Origin of the sequence: Citrobacter werkmanii (assembly GCF_008693645.1) — a bacterium.
Lineage (GTDB): Bacteria > Pseudomonadota > Gammaproteobacteria > Enterobacterales > Enterobacteriaceae > Citrobacter > Citrobacter werkmanii.
Window position 1 is genome coordinate 770,071 of the sequence record NZ_CP044101.1, and the last position, 25,781, is coordinate 795,851.

Genomic DNA, 25,781 nt, shown 5'->3' on the forward strand with positions numbered 1-25,781 from the left:
CCCCATTTCATTAAGGAAAGCAGATGGATGCATTTATTCTCGTCTTTACGCTTGGCATTATGCTGGCGATTGGGGTACCGGTAGCGTACGCGGTTGGCATTAGCGCCATCATTGGAGCCTGGTATATTGATATTCCGCTGGAAGCCGTGATGATCCAACTGACCAGCGGAGTAAACAAGTTTTCGCTGCTGGCGATCCCATTCTTTATTCTGGCCGGGGCAATCATGGCGGAAGGGGGGATCGCGCGCCGACTGGTGAATTTTGCCTATATTTTCGTTGGCTTTATCCGCGGCGGGCTGTCGCTGGTAAATATCGTCGCCTCGACCTTTTTTGGCGCAATTTCAGGATCGTCGGTGGCCGATACCGCTTCTATCGGTTCAGTGATGATCCCGGAGATGGACAAGAAAGGCTACCCGCGCGACTTTGCCGCTGCGGTAACCGCCAGCGGCTCGGTGCAGGCGATCCTCACGCCGCCCAGCCATAACTCGGTTATCTACTCGCTGGCAACGGGCGGGACGGTGTCGATTGCCGCGCTGTTCATCGCCGGGATCCTGCCGGGCCTGTTGCTGAGCTTTAGCCTGATGGTGATGTGCGTGGCTTTTGCCCATAAACGCGGTTATCCAAAAGGGGAGCGCGTACCGTTTCGCCAGGCGCTGAAGATTTTCGTCGATACACTGTGGGGATTAATGACGGTGGTGATCATCATGGGCGGGATCCTGTCAGGTATCTTTACCGCAACGGAATCCGCGGCGATTGCCTGTCTTTGGGCCTTCTTTGTCACCATGTTTATCTATCGTGACTATAAATGGTCAGAGCTGCCGAAGCTGATGTTCCGCACGGTGAAAACGGTCACTATCGTGATGATCCTGATAGGTTTTGCCGCCGCGTTTGGGGCCGTCATGACCTATATGCAGTTGCCGATGCGGATTACCGAAGCCTTCACCAGCATCTCGGATAACAAATATGTCATCCTGATGTGCATTAACATCATGCTGCTGCTGATCGGTACGCTGATGGACATGGCACCGCTGATCCTGATCCTGACGCCGGTGCTACTACCGGTGACCAACGCGCTCGGTATTGATCCGGTCCATTTTGGCATGATCATGCTGGTGAACTTAGGGATCGGCCTGATTACGCCGCCGGTGGGGTCGGTGCTGTTTGTGGCCAGTGCGGTGAGTAAGCAGAAAATCGAGCAGGTGGTGAAGGCGATGCTGCCATTCTACCTGGTGCTGTTCCTGGTGCTGATGCTGGTGACGTACATTCCAGCGATTTCGCTGTTTCTGCCGAAACTGTTTGGCGTGATGTGATAAATGCCCGGTGGCGCTCGCGCTTACCGGGCCTACAAACTACGTTTGCATAGGCCGGATTACGCGAAGCCGCCATCCGGCACAAGGTGGTTTAGCGACGAACGGCGATCGCTTCAATCTCGATTTTCACGTCTTTCGGCAGACGAGCAACTTCCACGCAAGAACGCGCCGGGAAGGTCGCGTTGTGCTCGGTGAAGAACGCTTCGTAGGTGGCGTTGACGGTAGCGAAATCGTTCAGGTCTTTCACGAAGACGGTCGTTTTAACGATGTCGCCCACTTTCAGACCTGCTGCTTCAACGATAGCTTTTACGTTTTCCAGCGACTGACGCGCCTGAGCGGACACGTCTTCCGCTACGGCGCCGGTTTTCGGATCGACCGGGATCTGACCGGAAGTGATTACCATGCTACCCAGGTCAACACCCTGTACGTATGGGCCGATTGCTGCTGGTGCATTTTCCGTCGCGATAGTCTTGCTCATGATTTCTCCTGAATTACAGCGGTAATAGAATGTTCCCGCTCATTATAGGGAGCAGGGATCTCATAACCAACCCCAATTAGTTGGCCAGCACCACATAATGCGAAAACTCTTTTTCACAGTATTTGCATTTGAGTGCGATGTCATCAGCACGCTTTTTCACTGCAAAACTGGAAGAAACCGGCTCAGCATGACTGATACAGTTGCTGTTCGGGCACACCAGCACGTTGTCGATGCGCTCTGGCAGACTCGGACGTGATTTACCCACCACGTCGTAATCGTCAATGCGGTTCACCGTTGCCTGCGGCGCGTACAGAGAGAGTTGGTTAACCTGCTCGTCGGTCAGGAAGGTATTTTCAATTTTGATCAGGTCCTTACGACCCATCTCACCGGACGGCAGGTTCAGACCGATGGTGATTCGCTGGTCGGTTTCTGTCAGCTTGAACAGCGTCAGCAATTTAAAACCAACCTGTGCGGGAATATGGTCAATCACGGTGCCACGTTTGATGGCTTCAACCTGCAGTTTGTTATCGTGTGTCATCTCTTTTTCTCCCTTACAGTGCCAGTTCGCTATTCAGTACCAGTGCCAGTAACGCCTGGCGGGCGAAGATGCCGTTGCCAGCCTGCTGGAAATACCAGGCGTGCGGCGTCTTATCGACGTCGGTGGTGATTTCATCAATACGCGGCAGCGGATGTAGTACCTTCATATTGGCTCTGGCGCCGTTCAGGTCGCTGGCGCGCAGGACAAACTGTGCTTTCACGTTGGCGTATTCGGATGGGTCCAGACGCTCTTTTTGTACGCGGGTCATGTAGAGGATATCGACTTCCGCCATCACCTCTTCGATAGTGCCATGCAGGCTCCAGGCGATGCCCTTTTCAGTCAGCATATCCAGAATGTACTGCGGCATGGCCAGCGCATCCGGGGCGATGAAGTAGAAGCGGTTGCCTTCAAACTTCGCCAGCGCCTGGGTTAAGGAGTGGACGGTGCGGCCATATTTCAGATCACCCACCATGGCGATTTGCAGATTGTCCAGGCGGCCCTGTGTCTCCTGAATGGTAAACAGATCCAGCAGCGTTTGGGTTGGATGCTGGTTAGAGCCGTCGCCCGCGTTAAGAACCGGGACGTTACCAGAGAATTCTGTTGCCAGACGCGCGGCGCCTTCCTGCGGATGACGCATGACGATGGCGTCGACATAGGTGCTGATGACGGAAATGGTGTCAGCCAGCGTTTCGCCTTTTTTGCCCAGAGACGTGTTGCTGCTGTCAGAGAAACCTACCACGCTGGCGCCCAGACGGTGCATAGAAGTTTCAAAGGATAGACGGGTGCGGGTGGACGCCTCAAAGAAGCAACTGGCGATGACCTTATGCTTTAACAGCTCCGGTTGTGGGTTCGCTTTTAATTTCGCCGCCGTTGCGAGGACCAGATTGAGGTCATCGCGGCTGAGGTCGTTTATGGAAATGATGTGTTTTTGATAGAGCGGGTTAGCCATGTTTATCTCCTGACGCCTGGGCAAAAAAAAAGCCCCTCAATTGAGGGGCTCGGAATGGGTGATCAACGGAAAGAAAAACGGCAGGCCAGCGTCCTTTTTCAGACGCGGTAAGACAAAATGTCGTACACACTGAACCATACATCCTCCCGGCAAATTGTCCGCGATTATACTCAGCTACGTTATGGGATCAAGCGAAAAATGCACGATTTATTCATCGCAAACGGTTCTTCTGAATTTTAATTCATTTTAAAGAGATAATTAATCTGCTTGTGAACCAGGCCCGTTCGCTGCACGACGCGCGGCGCGACCCAGACGATACTGCTGCCGGCAATGACGCCCAGAATTTCCGGCAAGGCGTGATAATCGAGGATTCTGGCAACCGCGCGACCATATCCTGCAGCGGTGTGAATGAGGATAAACTCGCTATTGTGTTCTATGCTGACCACCATTTCAGCGATCGATCGCGCCGCATCAGGAGCGGGTCGTGACTGAGGATTGACAGAATAAATTTTTTGCCCTTTTGTATTTCTTATTTTTATGGCCCCAAGCAACTTCAGCAAACGAGACACCGTCGACTGACTAATACTGGTAAAGCCGTGGCTTTGCAGGTCGCGGCGCAGCGCTTCCTGGGACAGGTAGCTTTTTTCGCTAATCAGGCGCTGACACATCGCCAGCTGTTTTTGCTCTTTGGCAGAGTAATCATCGAATTCCTTCATAAAATCACCTTATATTTCTTATCTGTATCAATGCGATGGCGAAATTCACCACATTTGCAGTATCAATAACGGCTCAAACGGGCGGTTGTGCAGAAAAACGAGAGAACGATCAAAAAAGCCGTCGGATACCGACGGCTAAAAGAGCTACAGCATCGCGCCGATACTCAGGACGACCATGTTCAGTAACGTCAAAATAAGCAGTAACGGAGCGACCCATTTCAGGTAACGCACATAGGGAACGCGCGCGATGGCCAGCCCCCCCATCACAACCGCAGAGGTGGGCGTAATCAGATTCACAATGCCGGAAGCGGATTGATACGCGGTGACGACCAGATCCCTCTGTACATGCGCGAAGTCGGCCAGCGGGGCCATAATGGGCATGGTGAGGACCGCCAGCCCAGAGGACGATGGGACCAGGAAGGAGAGCAAAACTTCCAGCCAATAGGTCACATTGATGAAAATGGTGGTGGAAAGGCCGGAGACTATATTTTCGGCGCTGTGCAGAATGGTGTGAGTGATCATGCCGTTATCCATCACCACGACGATGCCGCGCGCAATACCGATAATCAGCGCCACGCCAAGCAGATCCCGCGCACCGTCAATGAATGTACTGGTAAATGCCTCTTCACTCATGCGGGCGATTACGCCGACGATAATCGCAGCAGCCAGAAAGACAGCGGATATTTCTGCCATCCACCATCCGAGTACCGCCACCCCATAGATCATTACCGCAAAGGCGGCGGCGAAAATCAGCAGGATCCATTTCCGCGTTGCCGTAAATTCCAGATTGGTATTGGCGCGACTACCGAGAAAATGGGCGCGGTTTTCCTCCATTTTATCCGCCACGATAGACAGCTCAGGATGGCTGCGAACTTTCCGGGCATAGCGCATGACCCACACCACGCAGATCACATAGCCGACGACCAGCAGCAGAATGCGCATCAACATTCCCTGGGTGAAGGGGATCCCGGCCGCGTTGGCAGCGATAACCGTTGCGAACGGGTTAATGGTCGAACCGAGTGTGCCGATACCTGCGCCGAGCAAAACGGTCGCAGCAGCGACCAGTGGATCAAAGCGGGCCGCCATCATTACCGGGACGAGCAGCGTGTAAAAAGGTAGCGACTCTTCCGCCATCCCGTAAATCGTACCGCCGGCGGCGAAAAGTCCCATCAGGATGGGGATCATCCACTCTTCTTTGCCGTTAAGCCTGACCGTCACGCGTTCGATACCGGCGTCGATGGCCCCCGTTTTGTTTACCACGCCGAGAAACCCGCCGATGATCAGGACAAACAGCGCCACATCAATGGCGCCGGCGGTGTAGGTCTCGTGATTATAAAGACCGTCAATTGGCGCCAGCAGTACAGCGGTAATACCTTGTGGATGCGCCTCTGTGGGGGCATAAGTCCCGGCAACCGGCACTTCTTTACCCAGGGTCGCATTCATCGCCATCTGGTATTTCCCTGCCGGGACAATCCAGGTCATAACAGCGACGAGTGCAATAAGAATAAACAGGATGGTATACGCGCTGGGAAATTTGAATTTGCCCATGATGTTCTCCGGATAGCTCGGGCATATGCCGTCAGGCGACATATGCCCGCAGGGGTTAGTCGCCGAGTGTCGCTACCATGACCGCTTTGATGGTATGCATCCGGTTTTCTGCTTCGTCGAAGACGATGGAGTGTGCTGACTCGAACACCTCTTCCGTGACCTCAAGCCCTTTCAGGCCGTAAGCCGCTTCGATTTCACGCCCAACTTTGGTGTGTTCGTTATGGAAGGCGGGCAGACAGTGCATAAATTTCACATTGGGGTTGCCGGTTGCGTTGATGACTCGCTGGTTAATCTGGTAAGGCGTCATCAGGCTTACGCGTTCTGCCCATGCCTCTTTGGGTTCGCCCATGGAGACCCAGACATCGGTATAGAGGAAATCCACGTCGTAAACGCCTTCCTCAACGTCCTCCGTGAGCGTAATGCGCGCGCCTGTCACGCTGGCGATTTCACGGCATTCGGCAACCAGCGTCTCATCCGGCCAGAAGGATTTAGGGGCGACGAGGCGGATGTCCATCCCCATTTTCGCCGCGCCAACCATCAGCGAATTACCCATGTTATTGCGGGCGTCACCGAGGTAGGCGAAGCTCAGTTCAGGTAAGGTTTTGCCCGGCGCGTGTTCCAGCATGGTCATCAGATCCGCAAGGATCTGCGTAGGGTGAAATTCGTTGGTCAGTCCGTTCCATACCGGAACACCGGCGAACTGCCCCAGTTCTTCGACGATCTCCTGGCCATATCCGCGATATTCGATGCCGTCGTACATGCGGCCTAACACGCGGGCGGTATCTTTCATCGATTCTTTGTGACCAATCTGCGAGCCGCTTGGGCCGAGATAGGTCACCTGCGCGCCCTGATCAAAAGCGCCAACCTCAAAGGCACAGCGGGTGCGGGTTGAGGTTTTTTCGAAGATGAGCGCGATATTTTTACCGACCAGCGTCTGTCTTTCGCGTCCGGCCTTTTTCGCCGTTTTTAATTCGATAGCCAGATCGATCAGGTACTGGATCTCTGCCGGGGTGTAGTCGAGCAATTTAAGAAAATTGCGATTTTTTAAGTTAACAGTCATCAGAATGTCCTTATGTAGGCCGGATAAGGCGCAGTCGCCCATCCGGCAAAAATGGGTCACGCGTCGTAAGCAATGGTTTCGGGCCGAATCAATGTGCCTTTCTCTCCCGAGAGAATGGCCGGGCCGTCGGCCAGGGAGCCGATGCCTGCTATCCCCTGGCATTGAGAGACAAAATTCGCGCAGGCGGTAACTTTCGGCCCCATAGAACCGGCGTCGAACTGCATCTCGCTGAGTATTTCGGGGGTGACCTGAGCCAGAGGGCGCTGGGTGGGTTTGCCCCAGTCGAGGTACACCGCGTCGGCATCGGTCAGGATGAGCAACGCATCAGCATGAAGCTGGCTGGCGAGCAGGGCGGCGGAGAGATCTTTGTCGATTACGGCTTCAATGCCGTGGTAGCCATCGGCTTTTTCCACGACCGGCACACCGCCGCCGCCATTGCAGATGACCAGATGATCGCGGGCGATCAACGCCTGGATCGCGTCACTTTCAACAATACGTTTGGGCTGCGGAGAGGGCACAACGCGACGGAACGCTTTACCATCGGCTTTGAAAACCCAGCCTTTTTCCACCTGTAATGCACTGGCCTGGGTTTGGTCGTAAATGGGCCCGATATATTTGGTGGGATTGCTGAAGGCTGGATCGTGGGCATCGACTTCAACCTGCGTCAGCAGGACGCTAATTTCTCGCTGTGGAAGCTGGTTTTTCAGCGCCTGTTGCAACATATAGCCAATCATTCCCTGACTTTCCGCGCCGAGAATATCGAGCGGATAGGGGGTGACGCTGGCGTAAGCGCTGTTTTGTAACGCCAGCAGTCCAACCTGTGGGCCATTGCCGTGTACCAGAATCACACGCCACTGTTGCGTAAGCCGGGCGATGGTTTTTGCCGCCAGCTCAATATTCTTACGTTGGATGTCTGCTTCCAGCGGCTCGCCGCGTTTGAGCAGCGCGTTGCCGCCCAGAGCCACAACCAGGGTTGGTTTATTTTCCATGACGTCTCCTTAAATACCGTCGCGTTCCAGCGGGCAGCTCATGCAGCGCGCGCCGCCGCGTCCGCGTCCAAGTTCGTCGCCAGGAATGGGTAAAACGGTGATGCCGGCTTTGTCGTATTTCTCGTTGGTCCAGATATTGCGCTCGTATCCCACAACAACGCCGGGGCGTAGCGTCAGGACGTTGTTGGCGTCATTCCACTGTTCACGTTCGGCTTCGAAGGCGTCACCGCCGGTAGTAATCAGGCGAATTTGATCGAGCCCCAGCGCTTTTTCCAGGGCATGGACCAGCGTACTTTCCTGCGTCCGTTTCAGGCCGCCGCGCCCGTCTGGCGTCAGAGTCCAGCACTGCACGTCCGGGCGCACCACTTCCGGGTAGACAGAGAAGGTATCGATATCGATGTGGGTCATCACGGTGTCGAGATGCATACAGGAACGATGCTTAGGCAGTTCGACCGCGATGACGCGCTCTGCCTGGCGATGCTTGAAGAGTGACTGGGCAAGGAACTCGATTCCCTGTGGCGTGGTGCGCTCAGACATGCCAATAAGTACCGCACCGCGACCAATGACCAGCACATCTCCACCTTCTAATGTGGCGTGGTCGTAATTAATATTTTCATCACCGAAATATTTAATAAATTCACCATCGGCGAATTGCGGGTGCCAACGGTAAATCGCCCGCAGATTATTAGTTTCTCGTTGCCGGGCAGTTTTAGCCATCGGATTAATCGACACGCCGTTATATATCCAGCATGAGGTGTCGCGGGTAAATAAATGGTTGGGCAATGGCTTCATAATAAAATCATTAATATCATGAGTATCCACCACCATATTTTTTATAGAGGCAGGGATTTCGCCATAGGTCAGGCCGCCGCTTAAATGCCGTGCCAGTTCCCGGTGCTGCATGTCCGCAAGCCAGGCGCGGACATCGGCGGCGAAAGTGGGTCCAAGGCGATAATCAGAAATTTGCGTATCCAGCAGCCAGCTTTTAGCGTCGGGAATATCCAGGGTTTGTGTTAATAAATCAGTGAGTAACAGAACCTCAATTCCCTCCTGGCGCAGCGTGTTGGCGAAAATGTCGTGCTCTTCACCTGCACGTTCTACCGAAAGCACATCATCAAAAAGCAGCTCCTGACAGTTGGATGGCGTCAGCCTTTTTAAGCTGAGATTAGGGCGATGCAGCATCACGCTACGTAATTGACCGATTTCAGAACCGACATAATGCTTTTCCATCATTATTCCTTTAATACGATTTTAAAAAATAAAGAGGAGATGGCTGCAAATGCAATTTATTGCAGTCATGATTTTTCAGCTGATTTCAGAATCTATATTTAGATCTTATTTGATACGGAAACGTGATTTGTTTCACAGTCGGTTCGATATTTGAATTTGCTTTCCTAATATATGAGATGGCTCTGAGATTTTAAAAAATAATAAATTCAATAACTGAATTGCTACGCATGAATATGTCTTGTTATTTATCTATGTTAATTTTATGTACATTTTTAAAAATATATGCATTTAATAATGAATTGATTTTTATGTGTTTTTTATTATGAGGTGAATGTTTATGCGGTTCTGTGATTCTATTATTTGTACGGGACAGTTTATTGCCAAATAAATATGGTGGCGAACAAAGCGAGTGGGGGAGGTGTGAATTGTGATCGACGGCTGGGTTTTATCATAACACTTTCAAAACCAGTAAGTTACCAGCAAAGAGAAAAATGAGGGGGTAAGAGTTATGCAGTGTTTATGCATAACCTGATGCGTTAGGTTAACAACTATCTAACATCATCAGCGATAAACATGCGTTGCCGCAAAATATCGGTAATTAGGAGTGGTATGGCAGGCCGTTTTTTCGTATAACAACAAAAATGAAACGATGTTTTAATAAAGAGGTTTGAGATGATTGTCGGCAATATTCACAACCTGGGTGCCTGGCTGCCGGAAGAGCTGCGTCAGGCGATTGAGCACATTAAAACGCATGTTACGGATGCGACGGAAAAGGGTAAGCATGACATCGATGGCGATCGCCTGTTTTATCTGATTGCCGAAGATATGACGGAGCCGTTTGCACAGCGCCGTGCCGAGTACCATGCCCGCTATCTGGATATTCAGATCCTGCTCAAAGGGCAGGAAGGCATGACCTTCAGTACGCAGCCTGCGGGCGCGCCGGAAACTGACTGGCTGGCGGATAAAGACATTGCTTTCCTGCCGGAAGGGGCACAGGAGAAAACGGTGGTGCTGAACGAAGGTGACTTTGTGGTGTTCTATCCGGGGGAAGTGCATAAACCGCTGTGCGCAGTCGGCGCTCCGGCGCTGGTACGCAAAGCGGTGGTGAAATTGCGGGTGGAATAAGCGTGTTTGCCGGGGGGCGGCTTCGCCTTGCCCGGCCTACGGTAGCGCGGTTGTAGGCCGGATAAGATGCTGAGCATCGCCATCCGGCAAATCAATCACGCAACGCTATCATTTGGAAAGCGTCGCCACCATTACCGCTTTAATGGTGTGCATCCGGTTTTCCGCCTGATCAAATACGATGCTGGCGGGTGACTCAAAGACGTCGTCGGTCACTTCCATCCCGCCGTGCAAACCGTACTGTTGCGCCATTTGTTTGCCAAGCGTGGTTTGATCATCATGGAACGCGGGCAGGCAGTGCAGAAATTTAACCTGCGGATTGCCGGTGAGCGCCATCATCGCGCTGTTTACCTGATATTTGCGCAGCAGCGCAATACGCTCGGCCCACTTCTCTTTCGCTTCGCCCATTGACACCCATACGTCGGTGTAGATGAAGTCTGCACCTTTTACGCCCGCGGCGACATCTTCCGTCAGCGTAATATTGCCACCGTTTTTCTGTGCCAGCGCTTTGCATTCTGCCACCAGACTCTCATCCGGCCAGCAGGCCTGCGGTGCAACCAGACGCAGATCTAACCCGGTTAACGCGGCGGCTTCCAGCATCGAATTGCCCATATTGTTACGGGCATCGCCGGTGTAGACTAACGTCATCTCATTAAATGCTTTACCCGGCAGGTGCTCCTGCATAGTTAACAGATCCGCCAGTAACTGGGTGGGATGAAACTCGTTAGTTAATCCATTCCACACCGGTACCCCGGCATATTCCGCCAGCGTTTCCACTACTTCCTGACCGTGACCCCGATACTGAATACCGTCGTACATGCGGCCGAGTACGCGGGCGGTATCTTTAATCGACTCTTTATGCCCAATCTGGCTGCCGCTTGGCCCGAGATACGTTACGCGAGCGCCCTGATCGTATGCGGCAACTTCGAAAGAGCAACGAGTACGAGTCGAGTCTTTTTCGAAGATGAGCGCGATATTTTTACCGGTGAGTTGAGCGACCTCGGTGCCGTTTTTCTTATCTGCCTTGAGCTGCGCGGCGAGCTTGAGCAGTGACGTGAGTTCAGCAGAGGTGAAATCAAGCAGTTTCAAAAAGTGCTTCTGATAAAACGTAGACATGGTTTCCTCACATGGCTTAAGCCATTTATTGAATTAAAATTCAATTTATATGGATGTTTATTCATTTGCAACCTTGTTTAACAAATCTTTCCTGGAAAGGTGGAGGCAATGACAGCGGTATGTGACAATAAGAGTATCGGCAGGACATTATGAGGAACGAGCCATGGCAAACCCGGAACTACTGGAAGAGCAGCGTGAAGAAACACGCTTGATTATTGAAGAGTTACTCGAAGATGGCAGCGATCCAGACGCGCTGTACACTATCGAGCATCACCTTTCCGCGGACGACTTTGAAACCCTGGAAAAAGCGGCAGTAGAAGCCTTCAAGCTGGGTTATGAAGTGACCGAGCCGGAAGAGCTTGAAGTCGAAGAAGGCGACACGGTTATTTGCTGTGACATCCTCAGCGAATGCGCCCTGAATGCCGAGCTGATTGACGCTCAGGTTGAGCAACTGATGAACCTGGCTGAAAAATTTGAAGTGGAATACGACGGTTGGGGCACCTATTTTGAGGACCCGAACGGCGAAGAAGGTGAAGATGGCGACGATGAAGACTTCGTCGACGAAGATGATGACGGCGTGCGTCACTAAGTCATCTGCTGACCTGCGGTAGCCCAGGCTGCCGCAGGCCAAGGACAACGTATGGATTACCCGCAAATACTCTCCCCGATCCACAACTTCCTGCAATGTAAAACGCCTCAGGCCTGGCTTGATAAAGCGCGAGACCCGGCGAATCTGCCGCTGTTACTGACCGATCACCTCGTCTGCGAACTGAAAGCGGCGCAAACGGCAATGCTGCTGGTGCGTAAGTATGCCGCGGATAAACAGGGATCGCAGGCGCTGCTGGACTGGCTAAAACCCTATGAAGCCTTTGCTTTCAGGGAAGGGGATGAGCCGGATTTTATCGCGCTGAATAAACAGATAAGCAAAAGCGTTATGCCGCAAACCGTCGACCCGTGGGGACGAAAGCTTATCGACAGCATGGTGTTGCTGATCAAAGAAGAGCTGCATCACTTCTCGCAGGTACGCGAGGCGATGACGATCCGCAATATCCCTTACATCAAAATTACCGCCAGTCGTTACGCCAAAGGTATGCTCAAAGAGGTTCGCACCCACGAGCCGCTGACGCTGATCGACAAGCTGATTTGCGGGGCGTATATCGAAGCCCGTTCCTGTGAACGGTTTGCCGCGCTGGCGCCGTATCTGGAGGCGGATTTGCAGGCGTTTTACCTGTCGCTGCTGCGATCCGAGGCTCGGCACTATCAGGATTATCTGGCGCTGGCGCAGCAGGTTTCTGCTGACGATATCAGCGACCGGGTGCGGTTTTTTGGCGAAGTCGAAGCCGCGCTGATTACCTCTCCTGACGACGAGTTCCGCTTTCACAGCGGCATACCGGCTTGATTCCTTCTGTGACGCGCGCTGTTCAATCATCGCGCGTTTTACCTCTTCTCCCTTTCCGCTAGCAAAATCTGGTGGCTGGAAATCGCCCGCCGCTGCCGTAATAATCAACACACACGAAGGGGGAAATATATCTCCTTACTTGAGATTGTTTTGCATAAGGATGGTTAATGAACTGGGCTCACGTATTGTTAGCAGGCTATATCGGGGTGGTGATTGCCATCGTCGTTGGCATGTTCCGTAAAAAAGGGTGGCTGGGCAAGATCTCTGGCGCGGTGGTCTTTGTGGTGGCGATTATTGCGTGGAATCTGTTTGATGTGCACTACCTGATCCCACGTGAAAACCCGGATTATGGTCTGACCGAAGAGCAGCAGTTTGAAAAGGCGATGCTCTCTAATCCGGCGTTTCAGGTGATTAAGGAACAGGAGCCTGCGCTGACGCAAAAAATAATCAGCCAGGCAGCGCAGATGAAAAAAGCAGGGAGCAGTGAACAGCAGGTTATCGACGCGATACAGCCGCAGATTCTTCAGTTGCAAATGGCACGATTGCAGCAAGCTCCTGATGCCAATGTCATTGAATATATGAAAATTAATCTTGAGCAGATCGCCGCCGTGGCCAAAATAGGTGATGACGAATGCTTCCGCTTCCTGTTTCCGGCGGTAAAAGGTGGGATTAACCCGGCACGTCTTGTTCCGCGTGAGATCATGGATCGTCGTATGGCGAGTGACATGAGCATGATGTACGCCTCTCACGGACCGAAAAAACATACGGTTACGGCAGAGGAAAAGCAACTGGCGCTTCAGGACCTGCAAAGCATCAGCCCTGGCCTGGTACAGCGCTATGGACCGGATATTCAAATCATGGCCGATCCGACTAAAGCTGTCGGCAAAGAGAAGATTGCCTGTGAGATAGTGCAGGATCTCTGGTCACAGGTGTTGAAGCTGCCGACCGCGCGTTCGGCCGGCGTGATTCGTCTGATGCTTTCAGCTGAGATGCAGTAAGGTCAATATGGCCCCTCGGCGTAAGGTCAGAGGGGCTTCAACATCCGCACTTCACAATCCACGTGCCCGGTACAGCCCAGCGCTTCGCTGATGTGCTCAAAGCCTAAATGTTCATACAGGCGAATAGCCTCAGTCAGAAACGCGGTCGTTTCCAGATAGCACTGCTTAAAACCCTGCTCACGGGCGTGATCCAGCGCCATCAGCGCCAGCTTTTTCGCCAGCCCCTGGCCGCGTACGCTCGACAGGAAATACATCTTCTGCAGCTCGCAAATGTCCGGCTCGCTACAGCCTAACGGCGCGACGCCGCCGCCGCCCACCACCTGACCATTCTGCTCAACGACCCAATAGGCTGCGCCCGGCTGGCTGTAAACCTGGAACAGTTCATCCAGATTTGGGTCGGCCACGGTATAGCCTTTATCAGCGGTAAGCCCGTATTCGGCGGAAACCTGGCGGATAACGCGGGCGATGGCGGCGTTATCGTCGGCGGTAAGACGACGCAGCGTCGCAAAGACAGGGGTAGTAACACTCATAGCGAACTCATGACAGAAACGTGAAACATATGCAGTTAATAACACTGCGGGGAGGGGAAGTGCAAGCGATGATAATTCAATAAAAAGCCTCTGATGCACACGCTCAGAGGCTTTTTATTCGTCAGTGGTGTCGGATGCGCTACGCTTATCCGACCTACGTTGACGCTGCCCGTTGGCCGGATAAGCGCAGCGCCATCCGGCAAATATACGGGCACGATGATTACAGCGCGGCGATAACCGCCTGCTGCTCAATCAGCTTCGCTTTCGCTTCCGCGTAACCGTCCAGCTTCTCACGCTCTTTGGCGATCACCGCTTCCGGCGCGCGAGCAACGAAACCTTCGTTGGAAAGTTTGCCTTCGATACGGGCAATCTCACCTTCGATTTTCGCCACTTCTTTCGCCAGACGCGCCAGCTCATCTTCTTTGTTGATGAGGCCAGCCATCGGGATCAGCAGTTCAGCGCCGTCGATGATTTTGGTCACGGAAACCGGACCTTTGTCATCGGCAGGCAGCACGGTGATGCTTTCCAGACGCGCCAGGTTAAGCAGGAAGCTACGGTTGTCGTTCACACGACGCATCGCGTCAGCGCTGCAACCACGCAGCAGCAGCTCCAGCGGTTTGCCCGGCGCGATGTTCATTTCCGCACGGATATTACGTACGGCGACGATCGCCTGCTTCAGCCATTCGGTATCGGCCAACGCGGCTTCATCAACCTGCGCGGCGTTATATTCCGGGAACGGCTGCAGCATGATGGTGTCGGCGGTAATACCGCAAATGACCTTCACGCGCTGCCAGATAGTTTCGGTGATGAACGGGATGATCGGGTGCGCCAGGCGCAGCAGACCTTCCAGCACAGTGACCAGCGTATTGCGGGTGCCGCGCAGTTCAGACTCGGAACCTCCGGTCATCACCGGTTTGGTCAGTTCCAGATACCAGTCACAGAACTGGTTCCAGGTGAATTCGTACAGAATGCCCGCGGCGATGTCGAAGCGGAAGTTATCCAGCGCTTCGCGGTACGCTTTAACGGTCTGGTTGAATTCAGCCAGGATCCAGCGGTCTGCCAGCGACAGGGTCATTTCGCCGCCGTTGAAGCCGCAATCATTTCCTTCAGTGTTCATCAGCACAAAGCGGCTGGCGTTCCACAGCTTGTTGCAGAAGTTACGGTAACCTTCCAGGCGCTTCATATCCCAGTTGATGTCGCGACCGGTCGATGCCAGCGCCGCCAGGGTAAAGCGCAGGGCGTCGGTGCCGTGCGGCTCAATGCCGTTCGGGAACTGCTTCTCGGTACGTTTGGCAATCTTCTCAGCCAGCTGCGGCTGCATCATGTTGCCGGTACGTTTTTCCAGCAGTTCCGGCAGGGAGATGCCGTCGACCATATCCAGCGGGTCAATGACGTTACCTTTGGATTTGGACATCTTCTGGCCTTCGTCGTCACGAATCAGACCGGTCATGTAGACGGTATGGAACGGCACCTGCGGCTTGCCGTTTTCATCTTTGATGAAGTGCATGGTCATCATGATCATGCGGGCAATCCAGAAGAAGATGATGTCGAAGCCGGAAACCATCACGCTGGTTGGGTGGAACTGACGCAGCGCGTCGGTGTTTTCCGGCCAGCCGAGGGTGGAGAAAGTCCACAGCGCGGAGGAGAACCAGGTGTCGAGAACGTCTTCGTCCTGACGCAGCGCAACGTCGGCGCCGAGGTTGTTTTCCTGGCGGACTTCGTCTTCGGTACGGCCTACATAAACGTTGCCGTCGTTGTCGTACCATGCCGGGATACGGTGACCCCACCACAGCTGACGAGAGATACACCAGTCCTGAATATCACGCATCCAGGAGAAGTACATGTTTTCGTACTGCTTCGGCACGAACTGAATGCTGCCGTTTTCAACGGCTTCAACCGCCGGTTTCGCCAGCACGTCGGCACGGACGTACCACTGGTCGGTCAGCATCGGTTCGATAACCACGCCGCCACGGTCGCCGTAAGGAACGGTCAGGTCGTGCGGTTTGATCTCTTCCAGCAGACCCAGGGCGTCAACGGCTGCGACGATCGCTTTACGCGCGGCAAAGCGTTCCAGCTTCTGGAATTCAGCCGGAATCGCGTTGGAGTAAACGTCGGACTCTTCGCCTTTGGTGTCGTACACTTCCGCGGTTTCACGGATGTCGCCGTCAAAGGTCAGAATGTTGATCATCGGCAGGCCGTGACGTTTCCCGACTTCGTAGTCATTAAAGTCGTGCGCCGGAGTGATCTTCACGCAGCCGGTGCCTTTTTCCATGTCGGCGTGTTCGTCGCCCACGATCGGAATACGGCGGTCAACCAGCGGCAGGACAACGAATTTACCGATCAGATCTTTGTAGCGCGGATCTTCCGGGTTAACGGCCACGCCGGTATCCCCGAGAATAGTTTCCGGACGAGTGGTAGCGACGACCAGGTAATCTTTACCGTCTGCGGTCTTCACGCCGTCGGCCAGCGGATAGCGGATGTGCCACATCGAGCCTTTGGACTCGCGGTTTTCCACTTCCAGGTCAGAAATGGCGGTGCGCAGTTTCGGGTCCCAGTTCACCAGGCGTTTGCCACGGTAAATCAGGTCTTCTTTGTACAGGCGAACAAAGACTTCTTTCACGGCATTGGAAAGACCTTCGTCCATGGTGAAGCGCTCGCGCTCCCAGTCAACGGAGTTGCCGAGACGGCGCATCTGACGGGTAATGGTGCCGCCAGATTCCGCTTTCCACTGCCAGATTTTGTCGATAAACGCTTCGCGACCGTAGTCGTGACGAGTTTTACCTTCTTCAGCGGCAATCTTACGCTCAACCACCATCTGGGTCGCGATACCCGCGTGGTCGGTACCGGCCTGCCACAGGGTGTTTTTGCCCTGCATGCGCTGGTAGCGGATCATGGTGTCCATGATGGTTTGCTGGAAAGCATGACCCATATGCAAACTGCCGGTGACGTTCGGCGGCGGGATCATGATGCAGAAGGACTCTTTGCTTTCATCGCCGTTAGGTTTGAAATAGCCCTGCTTTTCCCAGTGCTCGTAAAGCGGCTGTTCGATATCTTGTGGGTTATATGTCTTTTCCATTATTTCCAGGTTGCCGTATTCAGGTTAAAACCAGCCACGCGGTATGCTTTGTAGCGATCGCGTGCCGATTGTTTCAAAGAATCTTCGTAAGGGACGAAGTCTATCACTTCTGTGAAAGCGGTGGCAAAATCTGCAAAGCCAACGCGCAAACTGATCAGCAGGTCGCGCGGGCTGCTGTTGCGTTTTTCCGGCCAGGCAATCTCTACCGGCGAGCCGCCTCTGGGACCTTCACCCGCCAGATTATGCGGCACGAAGCTTTCTGCCGGTCTTGCCCACAGGGCTTCATCAAGGCGAAAGGCCTGCTTTTCGTTTTCGCAGGCGATCAGCACGCGCTTGCCAGCACGCCAACGTTCTGCGGCAATTTCACACACCAGTTGCTCGACGGCGCTTAAGCCATCAACGGTAGTGTCATTATCCAGAAGATAGAACGTCGCATTCTTCATATATGGGGCTTCTTGTGGTGGATTTAAATACAAGGCCGGGTGACCCGGCCTTTTCGCCTGATGGCGACGCTCGCGCGTCTTATCAGACCTACAGCTTACTGCTTTGTAGGCCGGATAAGCGTAGCGCCATCCGGCATTTACACATTACTCGTCGCCGTTAAATCCGGCTCGATTGAGCAGGAACTGCGACAGCAGCGCTACCGGACGACCAGTGGCGCCTTTGGCTTTACCGGAACGCCATGCGGTACCCGCGATGTCCAGGTGCGCCCAGTTATATTTACGGGTAAAGCGCGACAGGAAGCAGCCCGCGGTGATAGCACCGCCAGGACGGCCGCCGATGTTGGCCATATCCGCAAAGTTGGACTCCAGTTGTTCCTGGAATTCATCACCCAACGGCAGACGCCACGCGCGGTCGCCCGCCTGCTCGGAAGCACCGATCAGCTCGTGCGCCAGCGGATTGTGGTTCGACATCAGGCCGGTGATGTGATGGCCCAATGCAATCACGCACGCGCCGGTCAGCGTTGCCACATCAATGACCGCTTCCGGTTCAAAACGCTCGACGTAGGTTAACACGTCGCACAGTACCAGACGGCCTTCAGCATCGGTGTTCAGTACTTCAACGGTTTGACCAGACATGGTCGTCAGCACATCGCCTGGGCGATACGCGCGGCCGCCCGGCATGTTTTCGCAGCCCGCCAGTACGCCGACGACGTTGATTGGCAACTGTAGCTCCGCCACCATGCGCATCACGCCGTAAACCGCTGCCGCGCCGCACATGTCGTATTTCATCTCATCCATACCTTCGGCAGGTTTGATGGAGATACCGCCGGAGTCAAAGGTTAACCCTTTACCCACCAACACGATCGGGCGTACGTCTTCGGATTCGACACCTTTATACTCAATCACCGACATCAGCGATTCATTTTGCGAACCATTGCCGACCGCAAGATAGGAGTGCATGCCCAGCTCTTTCATCTGCTGCTCACCGATGACGCGAGTGACAACATTTTTGCTATAGCTGTCAGCCAACTGACGCGCCTGAGAAGCCAGGTAGGCGGCGTTACAGATATTCGGCGGCATATTGCCGAGATCTTTTGCCGCTTTGATCCCGGCGGCAATCGCCAGGCCGTGCTGAATGGCACGTTCACCGCTGGTCAGTTCGCGTCGGGTCGGTACGTTGAAGACCATTTTACGCAGCGGACGACGTGGTTCGCTTTTGTTAGTCTTCAACTGATCAAAGCTGTACAGCGTTTCCTGGGCCGTCTCAACGGCCTGACGTACTTTCCAGTAGTTATTGCGGCCTTTGACGTGCAGCTCAGTCAGGAAACAGACGGCTTCCATTGAGCCTGTATCATTCAGGGTATTTATAGTTTTCTGAATGACCTGCTTATACTGACGTTCATCAAGCTCACGCTCTTTACCACAACCGATGAGGAGAATTCGCTCAGACAGGACATTAGGAACATGGTGCAGCAACAGGGTTTGACCCGGTTTGCCTTCCAGTTCGCCACGACGCAGCAGTGCGCTGATGTACCCGTCGCTGATCTTGTCGAGCTGCTCTGCAATCGGAGAGAGGCGGCGTGGTTCAAAGACGCCCACAACGATGCAGGCACTCCGCTGTTTCTCCGGGCTACCGCTTTTTACACTGAACTCCATGCACTACGCTCCTGAATCTTAAAGACAACGGCGGTGGCTACGGATAGAATTGCAAGCTTTCGTAACTCATTCCCGCTGTTGCGGTGACTTCGTGTTAATCTTAACGTTATTACGGCATTGGCACGTCAGAACAATTTCTGAGAGGTGGATCCGTTGAGTATAATGATCTTAGCGACGATTTCGACGACTCAAGAGAATAAATGACGTTTAAGCCATGAAACAAGCTAAATTCCGGCAAAAGACGGGTTTTTACGGGCGTATTTAAAGTGATAATCATAAGATATCTGGTTCGGGAAACGCTCAAAAGCCAACTTGCGATCCTTTTCATCCTGCTTTTGATCTTCTTTTGTCAAAAGTTAGTCAGGATCCTTGGTGCGGCGGTTGACGGTGATATCCCGGCGAATCTGGTGCTCTCGCTGCTGGGGCTGGGCGTGCCAGAAATGGCGCAACTTATCTTGCCCTTAAGCCTGTTCCTCGGGCTGCTGATGACGCTGGGCAAACTGTATACCGAAAGTGAAATTACGGTCATGCACGCCTGTGGGCTGAGCAAGGCTGTGCTCGTGAAAGCGGCGATGGTGCTGGCGTTGTTTACCAGTATTATTGCGGCGGTTAACGTGATGTGGGCCGGACCGTGGTCCTCCAGGCATCAGGACGAAGTGCTGGCGGAAGCGAAAGCTAACCCCGGCATGGCTGCGCTTGCTCAGGGGCAATTCCAGCAGGCGACTAACGGCGGTTCGGTGCTGTTTATCGAAAGCGTTGACGGCAGCAACTTCAAAGATGTGTTCCTCGCGCAAATCCGCCCGAAAGGTAATGCCCGTCCTTCGGTGGTGGTGGCTGATTCCGGACATCTTACCCAGATGCGCGATGGCTCCCAGGTCGTGACGCTGAACCAGGGCACGCGCTTTGAAGGGACTGCGCTGCTGCGTGATTTCCGCATCACTGACTTCCAGGATTATCAGGCGATTATTGGCCATCAGGCTGTGGCGCTGGATCCAAACGATACCGACCAGATGGATATGCGTACGCTGTGGACGACCGACAACGATCGTGCTCGCGCGGAGCTGACCTGGCGTATCACGTTAGTATTCACCGTATTTATGATGGCGCTGATGGTCGTACCGCTGAGCGTGGTGAACCCGCGTCAGGGGCGCGTACTGTCGATGCTGCCCGCCATGCTGCTCTATTTGCTGTTCTTCCTGGTCCAGACATCCCTGAAGTCGAACGGCGGCAAAGGTAAGCTGGATCCGGTGTTCTGGATGTGGACGGTTAACCTGGCGTATCTGGCGCTGGCGATTGTACTTAACCTCTGGGATACGGTGCCTATGCGCCGCTTGCGTGCCCGTTTTATGCGTAAAGGAGCGGTATAATGCAGCCCTTTGGTGTACTTGACCGCTATATCGGTAAAACCATTTTCACCACCATCATGATGACGTTGTTCATGCTGGTGTCGCTCTCCGGGATCATCAAGTTCGTCGACCAGCTGAAAAAAGCCGGGCAGGGGAGCTACGATGCGATGGGCGCCGGGCTGTATACCCTACTCAGCGCACCAAAAGATATCCAGATTTTCTTCCCGATGGCGGCGCTGCTCGGCGCGTTGTTGGGGCTGGGCATGTTGGCTCAGCGCAGTGAACTGGTGGTAATGCAGGCTTCCGGCTTTACCCGTATGCAGGTGGCGCTGTCGGTGATGAAAACCGCGATTCCGCTGGTGCTGTTGACGATGGCCATCGGTGAATGGGTGGCGCCGCAGGGCGAACAGATGGCGCGTAACTATCGTGCCCAGCAGATGTACGGTGGCTCGCTGCTCTCTACGCAGCAGGGTCTGTGGGCGAAAGATGGTGACAGCTTTGTCTACATCGAGCGGGTGAAAGGCGACGCCGAGTTAGGCGGAATTAGTATCTACTCCTTTAACGATAAGCGTCGTTTGCAGTCCGTTCGCTATGCTGCGAGCGCGACGTTTGACCCGGAGCAGAAGGTGTGGCGTCTGTCGCAGGTGGATGAATCTAACCTGACCGATCCAAAGCAAATCACTGGTTCGCAGATGGTGAGCGGGACCTGGAAAACCAACCTTACGCCGGACAAGCTCGGCGTCGTCGCGCTGGATCCTGATGCGCTCTCGATTAGCGGTCTGCATAACTACGTGAAGTATCTGAAGTCGAGCGGCCAGGACGCCGGACGTTACCAGCTCAATATGTGGAGCAAAGTCTTCCAGCCGTTGTCAGTGGCGGTCATGATGCTGATGGCGCTGTCGTTTATCTTTGGCCCGCTGCGTAGCGTCCCGATGGGCGTGCGCGTGGTGACAGGGATTAGCTTCGGTTTTGTGTTCTATGTGCTGGACCAAATCTTTGGCCCATTAACGCTGGTGTACGGCATTCCGCCGATTATCGGCGCGTTGCTGCCTAGCGCCAGCTTCTTCCTGATAAGCCTGTGGTTGATGCTGCGTAAGTCGTAATATCCGCCCCTCCCGTAGTGCGGGAGGGGCGTTTCACTGCTAGCGTTTTCTGCCGCCCATCAAACTTCCCAACATGCCGCGAATTATCTGATTAGTGACCTGTCGCGCCGCGCTTTTCGCCACGCTCTGTACTACGCCATCGCGCTTACCGCCGCGTGGTCCGGTGCTACCAAACAGAATATCTTTCAACCCACCGAGAATACCGCCATCCACGTCGATCGCTTTCCCGTTGGCGGGAGGCGTATTTTGCTGCTCGGTGCTGGCCTGTACGCCTTGCTGTAAACGCTCATAGGCGGACTCACGGTCGACCTCTTCCTCATATTTTCCATACAATGAGGAGTGATTAATCAGCCCGTTGCGCTCGTCGTCGGTTACCGGTCCCATGCGCGAGCACGGCGCAATTACCATCGCCCGTTCCACCACTGAGGGGCTACCTTTGGCATCGAGGAAGGAAATTAGCGCTTCGCCGGTACCCAGCTCCTGAATGGCTTTTTCGGTATCAAATGCCGGATTGGCGCGCATAGTTTGCGCCGCGGTTTTCACCGCTTTCTGATCTTTTGGCGTGAAGGCGCGCAGGGCATGTTGCACGCGGTTTCCCAACTGCCCGAGTACGTTGTCCGGAATATCGGACGGGTTTTGTGAAACGAACCACACGCCGACCCCTTTCGAGCGGATCAGGCGGATTACCTGTTCAATTTTATCCAGCAATACCTGTGGGGCGTCATTGAACAACAGATGGGCTTCGTCGAAGAAGAACACCAGTTTTGGCTTCTCCAGATCGCCGGCTTCCGGCAGTTGTTCATACAGTTCGGAGAGCATCCACAGCAGGCTGGCGGCGTACAGTTTGGGCATCTGGTACAGCTTCTCGGCGCTGAGGATGTTGATTACCCCTTTACCGCTGGCGTCAGTGCGCATCCAGTCTTTGATATCCAGCATCGGCTCGCCAAAGAAGTGCGCCGCTCCCTGTTGTTCCAGTGACAACAGTCCGCGCTGGATAGCGCCCACCGAGGCGCTGCTGATGTTGCCGTACTGGTTCTGGAACGATTTAGCGTTATCGCCGATGTACTGCGTAATGGCCCGCAGATCTTTGAAATCGAGCAGCAACAGACCCTGGTCATCGGCAATACGGAAGATAATATCCAGCACGCCGGACTGCACATCGTTGAGATTCAGCAGACGCGCCAGTAGCAGCGGCCCGAGGTCAGAGACCGTGGCCCGCACCGGGTGGCCTTTTTCGCCGAAGATATCCCACACCGTGACCGGATTCGCATGCGGTTGCCAGTCGGTAATGCCGATGTTTTTCAGGCGGGCGAGCAGCTTTTCAGAGGCTTGTCCTTCCTGCGCAACGCCGGTTAAGTCACCTTTTACGTCGGCCATAAATACCGGCACGCCAATCTCAGACAGCGATTCGGCCAGTTTCTGTAGCGTGACGGTTTTACCGGTCCCGGTCGCGCCGGTAATCAGCCCGTGACGGTTGGCCATGCCTGGGAGTAAAAACAGTTCGGTGTCCGGCGTGCGGGCGATTAGCAGGGGTGCGCTCATTGAGATTTCCTCCATTTATCCTGCCTGGAGTATAGGCAATATGAATGAAAGAAAGTATGAGCAAGGGAGATAAAAAATCTTAAAGCGTGTGGCCGTGATAAATCTGATACCCCAAATCCACGGTGTTGTGGTTATGGTCGTTGTTCTTGATTTTGCTCAGCAACATCTGCGCCGCCATACGGCCAATGTCGAAACGCGGGGTGATCACGCTGGCGAGGCTTGGGATCATCTGCCGCCCCATTTCCAGTCCGTGAAAACCAGCAATCGAGATCTGTTCCGGAACGGCCAGCTCGCGTTCGCGGCACAGCAGCAGCGCGCCCATCGCAATATCGTCGTTGGTGCAAAAGACGCCGTCTAAATCCGGATGCGCGGCGAGCGCGTCCCGCATCATCTGGGTGCCGAGATGAATGGACGAAATAGAACGCGGATTAACGCGCAGTGGCGACAGACACCGCCGCGTCATGGCATCGCAATAACCGCGATAGCGCTGTTCATCGCGCACGTCGTCTTTCGAACCCAGATAGAGGATTTTGCGGCGCGGGCGTTTATCCAGCATGGTGCTGACCATATCAAACGCCGCCTGACGGTTATCAAAGCCCACCTCCATGTCCAGACGGTCACCTTGAATATCCATCAGCTCGACCACCGGAATATTGGCTGAACGCAGAAATTTAACCGTGCGCAGAGTGTGATATTTCTCGGACAGAATAATGCCGTCGATATTGTACGACAGCAGGTTGATCACCGACTCTTCCTCGGATTCCCGGTCATAATTGTAGTTGGCGATCAGCGTCTGATAGTTATGGTCCGAGGTGACCGACTCAATACCGGCCAGAATGTCAGCGAACAGCTGGTTTTGAAACGAGGGGATCAGCACGCCGAGCGTATAGCTTTGCGCATTCAGCAGCATCGCGGGCGCGCGGTTGGGGATGTAATTAATCTCCTCCATAATCTGCGCAATGCGTTCACCGGTTTCCTTTGCGACCTTTTTCGGCGAGCGAATGTAGCGGCTCACCGTCATTTTGGTCACGCCCGCCAGTGTGGCGATATCTTGCAAAGAAATTCTGTGGTTCCTCATTTTCTCTCCCGTGCCGGGGAGCGCTGACCTGTGCTCCCCGGTGATGACCGTCTTAATGCAGGATGGCGTTCAGCGCCAGTACGCCCAGCAGACCCATAATGGAAATCAGCGTCTCCATCACCGTCCAGGTACGCAATGTTTCCCCAACGCTGAGATTAAAATAGCCTTTAAACAGCCAGAATCCCGGATCGTTAACGTGGGAGGCAATCACGCTGCCCGCGCCGGTAGCCAGCACCATCAGCGCCGGGTCGGCGTGAGTAACGTTAATAATCGGCAGCACCACGCCTGCGGTGGTGATCGCCGCCACGGTCGCAGAACCGAGCGCGATACGCAGCAATGCGGCGACCGTCCAGCACATCAGCAGCGGAGAGAGCGACGTGCCGGTCATCAGGTGCGAGATATACTGCCCCACGCCGCTGTCGACCAGTACCTGCTTAAACGCACCGCCGCCGGCAATGATGAACACAATCATCGCGATTGCGCCGATAGAGTCGCCAATGATATCCATAATTTGCTCGATCGTCCGTCCGTTACGTCGACCAAGGGTAAAAATGGCCAGCACGATGGCGATAAACAAGGCGACCGCAGGGTTGCCGATAAACTCAAAGAATACCCGCACGCTATTGGACTTCGGCAGCGTAATTTCACATACCGCCGCCACCGCCATCAGTATGACCGGGATAACCGCCGCAAAGATACTGTTCCAGAACGACGGCATCTCTTCTTCGGTGAACAGATGCGGGTTGAATAACCCTTCCGGCGGCGCTTTCTCAAAGCGGGTCAGCAGCTTGGAAAACAGCGGCCCGGCAACAATTACCGTCGGGATGGTAATAATAAAACCGTACAGCAGGGTGGTGCCGAGATTGGCCTCGAAAATGGTGGCAATCGCGGTGGGGCCCGGATGCGGCGGCAGGAAACAGTGGGTTACGGACAGCGCCGCCACCATCGGCACGCCGACATACAGCAGCGGCAGACCGGAAGAGGCCACCACCGTAAATACCAGCGGCAGCAGCAGAACAAAGCCGACTTCGAAGAACATCGCCAGACCGACGACCAGACCGGTGATCACCAGCGCCCACTGCACACGTTTCTTACCGAACGTGTCAATCAGCGTGGTGGCGATGCGCTGGGCTGCGCCCGTATCGGAGATCAGCTTGCCGAGCATCGCACCAAACCCGAGGATCATCGCCAGCCCGCCGAGCGTCCCGCCGATCCCATTTTGTATAGAGTGCAGAACGGCCTGGGCATCCATCCCTTCGGCAAAACCGACGACCGCCGCCACCAGGACCAGCGCAATAAAGCCGTTAACTTTAAAGCCAATCATCAGGACCAGAAGCAGCGCGACGCCTGCCGCAATTATTATTAATGGCATAATCGTTTCTCTTATATCCCCGTCATACTTCAAGTTGCAGGTGTGTTGGCTGCGCTCACTCACCCGAATCACTTACTCAAGTAAGCTCATCGGGTTCATTCACTTGCCGCGTTACTCGACCTGCGGCCTCGCCCCTTCGGGGCCAGCGCAAGCGCTGTTCAAAATGCTTTTGGCATTTTGTC

Annotated in this window: 28 protein-coding genes; 9 read left to right on the plus strand and 19 right to left on the minus strand. The window is 54.2% G+C overall.

Translation table 11 applies throughout. From position 1 onward, the window contains the following. Window positions 1–23 precede the first annotated feature (23 nt). Window positions 24–1,310, plus strand: coding sequence for a TRAP transporter large permease (locus tag FOB24_RS04360; RefSeq protein ID WP_003839607.1), 1,287 nt, complete (start codon window positions 24–26; stop codon window positions 1,308–1,310). A gap of 91 nt (window positions 1,311–1,401) precedes the next feature. Here FOB24_RS04360 and ridA read toward each other — a convergent pair whose 3' ends face one another. The 5 genes from ridA to pyrL form a co-directional block, all read right to left on the minus strand. Continuing rightward, window positions 1,402–1,788: a 2-iminobutanoate/2-iminopropanoate deaminase gene (ridA, locus tag FOB24_RS04365; RefSeq protein WP_000047544.1), complete on the minus strand. Its 387-nt coding sequence runs from the start codon at window positions 1,786–1,788 to the stop codon at window positions 1,402–1,404. 76 nt (window positions 1,789–1,864) lie between these two features. Then, window positions 1,865–2,326 (minus strand): aspartate carbamoyltransferase regulatory subunit, encoded by a 462-nt coding sequence (gene pyrI, locus FOB24_RS04370; protein WP_003025816.1) that lies wholly within the window; start codon window positions 2,324–2,326, stop codon window positions 1,865–1,867. Between the two features lie 13 nt (window positions 2,327–2,339). Beyond that, on the minus strand, window positions 2,340–3,275 hold the full coding sequence (gene pyrB, locus FOB24_RS04375) for an aspartate carbamoyltransferase (protein ID WP_038636743.1): 936 nt from the start codon (window positions 3,273–3,275) through the stop codon (window positions 2,340–2,342). Window positions 3,276–3,277: 2 nt separating this feature from the next. Beyond that, entirely contained in the window at window positions 3,278–3,331 is a 54-nt protein-coding gene (locus FOB24_RS24625) for a pyrBI operon leader peptide (RefSeq protein WP_106875647.1), read from the minus strand. Further along, window positions 3,312–3,413 (minus strand): pyr operon leader peptide, encoded by a 102-nt coding sequence (gene pyrL / locus FOB24_RS04385; protein WP_003025819.1) that lies wholly within the window; start codon window positions 3,411–3,413, stop codon window positions 3,312–3,314. The genes FOB24_RS24625 and pyrL overlap by 20 nt, the downstream gene beginning before the upstream one ends. On the opposite strand from pyrL, the gene FOB24_RS04390 reads away from it, so the two are divergent. Next, window positions 3,393–3,515 (plus strand): hypothetical protein, encoded by a 123-nt coding sequence (locus FOB24_RS04390; RefSeq protein WP_087857458.1) that lies wholly within the window; start codon window positions 3,393–3,395, stop codon window positions 3,513–3,515. The genes pyrL and FOB24_RS04390 overlap by 21 nt on opposite strands. Here FOB24_RS04390 and FOB24_RS04395 read toward each other — a convergent pair. From FOB24_RS04395 to arcA, 5 genes are all read right to left on the minus strand, one after another. Beyond that, window positions 3,512–3,991 (minus strand): arginine repressor, encoded by a 480-nt coding sequence (locus FOB24_RS04395; protein ID WP_038636746.1) that lies wholly within the window; start codon window positions 3,989–3,991, stop codon window positions 3,512–3,514. The genes FOB24_RS04390 and FOB24_RS04395 overlap by 4 nt on opposite strands. Window positions 3,992–4,135: 144 nt before the next feature. Further along, on the minus strand, window positions 4,136–5,539 hold the full coding sequence (locus tag FOB24_RS04400) for a YfcC family protein (protein ID WP_038636748.1): 1,404 nt from the start codon (window positions 5,537–5,539) through the stop codon (window positions 4,136–4,138). Between the two features lie 55 nt (window positions 5,540–5,594). Then, window positions 5,595–6,599 carry an ornithine carbamoyltransferase gene (gene argF, locus FOB24_RS04405; protein ID WP_085048409.1) on the minus strand — a complete coding sequence of 335 codons (1,005 nt, stop codon included), beginning with the start codon at window positions 6,597–6,599 and terminating at the stop codon, window positions 5,595–5,597. A gap of 56 nt (window positions 6,600–6,655) precedes the next feature. Then, window positions 6,656–7,588 (minus strand): carbamate kinase, encoded by a 933-nt coding sequence (gene arcC, locus FOB24_RS04410; protein ID WP_121529890.1) that lies wholly within the window; start codon window positions 7,586–7,588, stop codon window positions 6,656–6,658. 9 nt (window positions 7,589–7,597) lie between these two features. Beyond that, the gene (gene arcA, locus FOB24_RS04415) at window positions 7,598–8,818 is read right to left on the minus strand and encodes an arginine deiminase (protein WP_038636756.1); all 1,221 of its coding nucleotides are present in this window, start codon (window positions 8,816–8,818) and stop codon (window positions 7,598–7,600) included. Between the two features lie 672 nt (window positions 8,819–9,490). Between arcA and FOB24_RS04420 the strand changes: the two genes are divergently transcribed. After that, window positions 9,491–9,943: a YhcH/YjgK/YiaL family protein gene (locus FOB24_RS04420; protein WP_038636759.1), complete on the plus strand. Its 453-nt coding sequence runs from the start codon at window positions 9,491–9,493 to the stop codon at window positions 9,941–9,943. 108 nt (window positions 9,944–10,051) lie between these two features. Here the strand turns inward: FOB24_RS04420 and argF (FOB24_RS04425) are convergent, their stop codons facing one another. Then, complete coding sequence (argF, locus tag FOB24_RS04425) at window positions 10,052–11,056, minus strand: ornithine carbamoyltransferase (RefSeq protein WP_150344554.1); 1,005 nt, start codon at window positions 11,054–11,056, stop codon at window positions 10,052–10,054. Beyond that, a complete protein-coding gene (gene argL, locus FOB24_RS24630; RefSeq protein WP_371414783.1) occupies window positions 11,026–11,121 on the minus strand; it encodes a putative translational regulatory protein ArgL in 96 nt (31 codons plus the stop codon). Before argL ends, argF (FOB24_RS04425) begins: the two co-directional genes overlap by 31 nt. A gap of 98 nt (window positions 11,122–11,219) precedes the next feature. Between argL and rraB the strand changes: the two genes are divergently transcribed. The 3 genes from rraB to FOB24_RS04440 all read left to right on the plus strand — a co-directional run bounded on the left by rraB (window position 11,220) and on the right by FOB24_RS04440 (window position 13,453). Further along, entirely contained in the window at window positions 11,220–11,645 is a 426-nt protein-coding gene (gene rraB, locus FOB24_RS04430) for a ribonuclease E inhibitor RraB (protein ID WP_005134179.1), read from the plus strand. Window positions 11,646–11,696: 51 nt separating this feature from the next. Continuing rightward, window positions 11,697–12,455: a tRNA isopentenyl-2-thiomethyl-A-37 hydroxylase MiaE gene (gene miaE, locus FOB24_RS04435; RefSeq protein WP_150344555.1), complete on the plus strand. Its 759-nt coding sequence runs from the start codon at window positions 11,697–11,699 to the stop codon at window positions 12,453–12,455. Window positions 12,456–12,622: 167 nt separating this feature from the next. Next, on the plus strand, window positions 12,623–13,453 hold the full coding sequence (locus tag FOB24_RS04440; RefSeq protein WP_038636769.1) for a hypothetical protein: 831 nt from the start codon (window positions 12,623–12,625) through the stop codon (window positions 13,451–13,453). Between the two features lie 26 nt (window positions 13,454–13,479). On the opposite strand, the gene FOB24_RS04445 is transcribed toward FOB24_RS04440, so the two are convergent. The 4 genes from FOB24_RS04445 to pepA all read right to left on the minus strand — a co-directional run bounded on the left by FOB24_RS04445 (window position 13,480) and on the right by pepA (window position 19,158). Then, window positions 13,480–13,983, minus strand: a complete 504-nt coding sequence (locus FOB24_RS04445) for a GNAT family N-acetyltransferase (protein WP_038636772.1) — start codon at window positions 13,981–13,983, stop codon at window positions 13,480–13,482. Window positions 13,984–14,203: 220 nt separating this feature from the next. Next, entirely contained in the window at window positions 14,204–17,059 is a 2,856-nt protein-coding gene (locus FOB24_RS04450; protein WP_085048405.1) for a valine--tRNA ligase, read from the minus strand. After that, window positions 17,059–17,502, minus strand: a complete 444-nt coding sequence (gene holC / locus FOB24_RS04455) for a DNA polymerase III subunit chi (protein WP_038636780.1) — start codon at window positions 17,500–17,502, stop codon at window positions 17,059–17,061. The genes FOB24_RS04450 and holC overlap by 1 nt, the downstream gene beginning before the upstream one ends. Window positions 17,503–17,646: 144 nt before the next feature. After that, window positions 17,647–19,158: a leucyl aminopeptidase gene (gene pepA, locus FOB24_RS04460; protein ID WP_038636783.1), complete on the minus strand. Its 1,512-nt coding sequence runs from the start codon at window positions 19,156–19,158 to the stop codon at window positions 17,647–17,649. Window positions 19,159–19,311: 153 nt separating this feature from the next. Between pepA and FOB24_RS24390 the strand changes: the two genes are divergently transcribed. The 3 genes from FOB24_RS24390 to lptG all read left to right on the plus strand — a co-directional run bounded on the left by FOB24_RS24390 (window position 19,312) and on the right by lptG (window position 21,607). Continuing rightward, window positions 19,312–19,362: a hypothetical protein gene (locus tag FOB24_RS24390; protein WP_212723231.1), complete on the plus strand. Its 51-nt coding sequence runs from the start codon at window positions 19,312–19,314 to the stop codon at window positions 19,360–19,362. Between the two features lie 62 nt (window positions 19,363–19,424). After that, entirely contained in the window at window positions 19,425–20,525 is a 1,101-nt protein-coding gene (gene lptF, locus FOB24_RS04465) for an LPS export ABC transporter permease LptF (protein WP_038636786.1), read from the plus strand. Then, entirely contained in the window at window positions 20,525–21,607 is a 1,083-nt protein-coding gene (lptG, locus tag FOB24_RS04470; RefSeq protein ID WP_038636788.1) for an LPS export ABC transporter permease LptG, read from the plus strand. The genes lptF and lptG overlap by 1 nt, the downstream gene beginning before the upstream one ends. A 39-nt stretch (window positions 21,608–21,646) precedes the next feature. Here the strand turns inward: lptG and FOB24_RS04475 are convergent, their stop codons facing one another. The 3 genes from FOB24_RS04475 to idnT all read right to left on the minus strand — a co-directional run bounded on the left by FOB24_RS04475 (window position 21,647) and on the right by idnT (window position 25,599). Beyond that, window positions 21,647–23,149 (minus strand): helicase HerA-like C-terminal domain-containing protein, encoded by a 1,503-nt coding sequence (locus tag FOB24_RS04475; protein WP_085048488.1) that lies wholly within the window; start codon window positions 23,147–23,149, stop codon window positions 21,647–21,649. A 79-nt stretch (window positions 23,150–23,228) separates the two neighbouring features. Further along, window positions 23,229–24,227, minus strand: a complete 999-nt coding sequence (gene idnR, locus FOB24_RS04480) for a DNA-binding transcriptional regulator IdnR (protein ID WP_085048403.1) — start codon at window positions 24,225–24,227, stop codon at window positions 23,229–23,231. A gap of 52 nt (window positions 24,228–24,279) precedes the next feature. After that, the gene (gene idnT, locus FOB24_RS04485; protein ID WP_038636794.1) at window positions 24,280–25,599 is read right to left on the minus strand and encodes a gnt-II system L-idonate transporter; all 1,320 of its coding nucleotides are present in this window, start codon (window positions 25,597–25,599) and stop codon (window positions 24,280–24,282) included. Window positions 25,600–25,781 lie beyond the last annotated feature (182 nt).

Bases quoted from the DNA above. Each gene is read 5' to 3' on its own strand.
- miaE (WP_150344555.1), top strand. From the start codon at position 11,697: ATGGATTACCCGCAAATACTCTCCCCGATCCACAACTTCCTGCAATGT.
- idnT (WP_038636794.1), bottom strand. From the start codon at position 25,599: ATGCCATTAATAATAATTGCGGCAGGCGTCGCGCTGCTTCTGGTCCTG.
- arcC (WP_121529890.1), bottom strand. From the start codon at position 7,588: ATGGAAAATAAACCAACCCTGGTTGTGGCTCTGGGCGGCAACGCGCTG.
- FOB24_RS04395 (WP_038636746.1), bottom strand. From the start codon at position 3,991: ATGAAGGAATTCGATGATTACTCTGCCAAAGAGCAAAAACAGCTGGCG.
- pyrI (WP_003025816.1), bottom strand. From the start codon at position 2,326: ATGACACACGATAACAAACTGCAGGTTGAAGCCATCAAACGTGGCACC.
- holC (WP_038636780.1), bottom strand. From the start codon at position 17,502: ATGAAGAATGCGACGTTCTATCTTCTGGATAATGACACTACCGTTGAT.
- argL (WP_371414783.1), bottom strand. From the start codon at position 11,121: ATGAATAAACATCCATATAAATTGAATTTTAATTCAATAAATGGCTTA.
- FOB24_RS04445 (WP_038636772.1), bottom strand. From the start codon at position 13,983: ATGAGTGTTACTACCCCTGTCTTTGCGACGCTGCGTCGTCTTACCGCC.
- ridA (WP_000047544.1), bottom strand. From the start codon at position 1,788: ATGAGCAAGACTATCGCGACGGAAAATGCACCAGCAGCAATCGGCCCA.
- argF (WP_085048409.1), bottom strand. From the start codon at position 6,599: ATGACTGTTAACTTAAAAAATCGCAATTTTCTTAAATTGCTCGACTAC.
- FOB24_RS04450 (WP_085048405.1), bottom strand. From the start codon at position 17,059: ATGGAAAAGACATATAACCCACAAGATATCGAACAGCCGCTTTACGAG.
- pyrL (WP_003025819.1), bottom strand. From the start codon at position 3,413: ATGGTTCAGTGTGTACGACATTTTGTCTTACCGCGTCTGAAAAAGGAC.
- rraB (WP_005134179.1), top strand. From the start codon at position 11,220: ATGGCAAACCCGGAACTACTGGAAGAGCAGCGTGAAGAAACACGCTTG.
- idnR (WP_085048403.1), bottom strand. From the start codon at position 24,227: ATGAGGAACCACAGAATTTCTTTGCAAGATATCGCCACACTGGCGGGC.
- FOB24_RS04475 (WP_085048488.1), bottom strand. From the start codon at position 23,149: ATGAGCGCACCCCTGCTAATCGCCCGCACGCCGGACACCGAACTGTTT.
- FOB24_RS04440 (WP_038636769.1), top strand. From the start codon at position 12,623: ATGAACTGGGCTCACGTATTGTTAGCAGGCTATATCGGGGTGGTGATT.
- arcA (WP_038636756.1), bottom strand. From the start codon at position 8,818: ATGGAAAAGCATTATGTCGGTTCTGAAATCGGTCAATTACGTAGCGTG.
- FOB24_RS04400 (WP_038636748.1), bottom strand. From the start codon at position 5,539: ATGGGCAAATTCAAATTTCCCAGCGCGTATACCATCCTGTTTATTCTT.
- lptG (WP_038636788.1), top strand. From the start codon at position 20,525: ATGCAGCCCTTTGGTGTACTTGACCGCTATATCGGTAAAACCATTTTC.
- FOB24_RS04390 (WP_087857458.1), top strand. From the start codon at position 3,393: ATGTCGTACACACTGAACCATACATCCTCCCGGCAAATTGTCCGCGAT.
- FOB24_RS04360 (WP_003839607.1), top strand. From the start codon at position 24: ATGGATGCATTTATTCTCGTCTTTACGCTTGGCATTATGCTGGCGATT.
- FOB24_RS04420 (WP_038636759.1), top strand. From the start codon at position 9,491: ATGATTGTCGGCAATATTCACAACCTGGGTGCCTGGCTGCCGGAAGAG.
- pepA (WP_038636783.1), bottom strand. From the start codon at position 19,158: ATGGAGTTCAGTGTAAAAAGCGGTAGCCCGGAGAAACAGCGGAGTGCC.
- argF (WP_150344554.1), bottom strand. From the start codon at position 11,056: ATGTCTACGTTTTATCAGAAGCACTTTTTGAAACTGCTTGATTTCACC.
- pyrB (WP_038636743.1), bottom strand. From the start codon at position 3,275: ATGGCTAACCCGCTCTATCAAAAACACATCATTTCCATAAACGACCTC.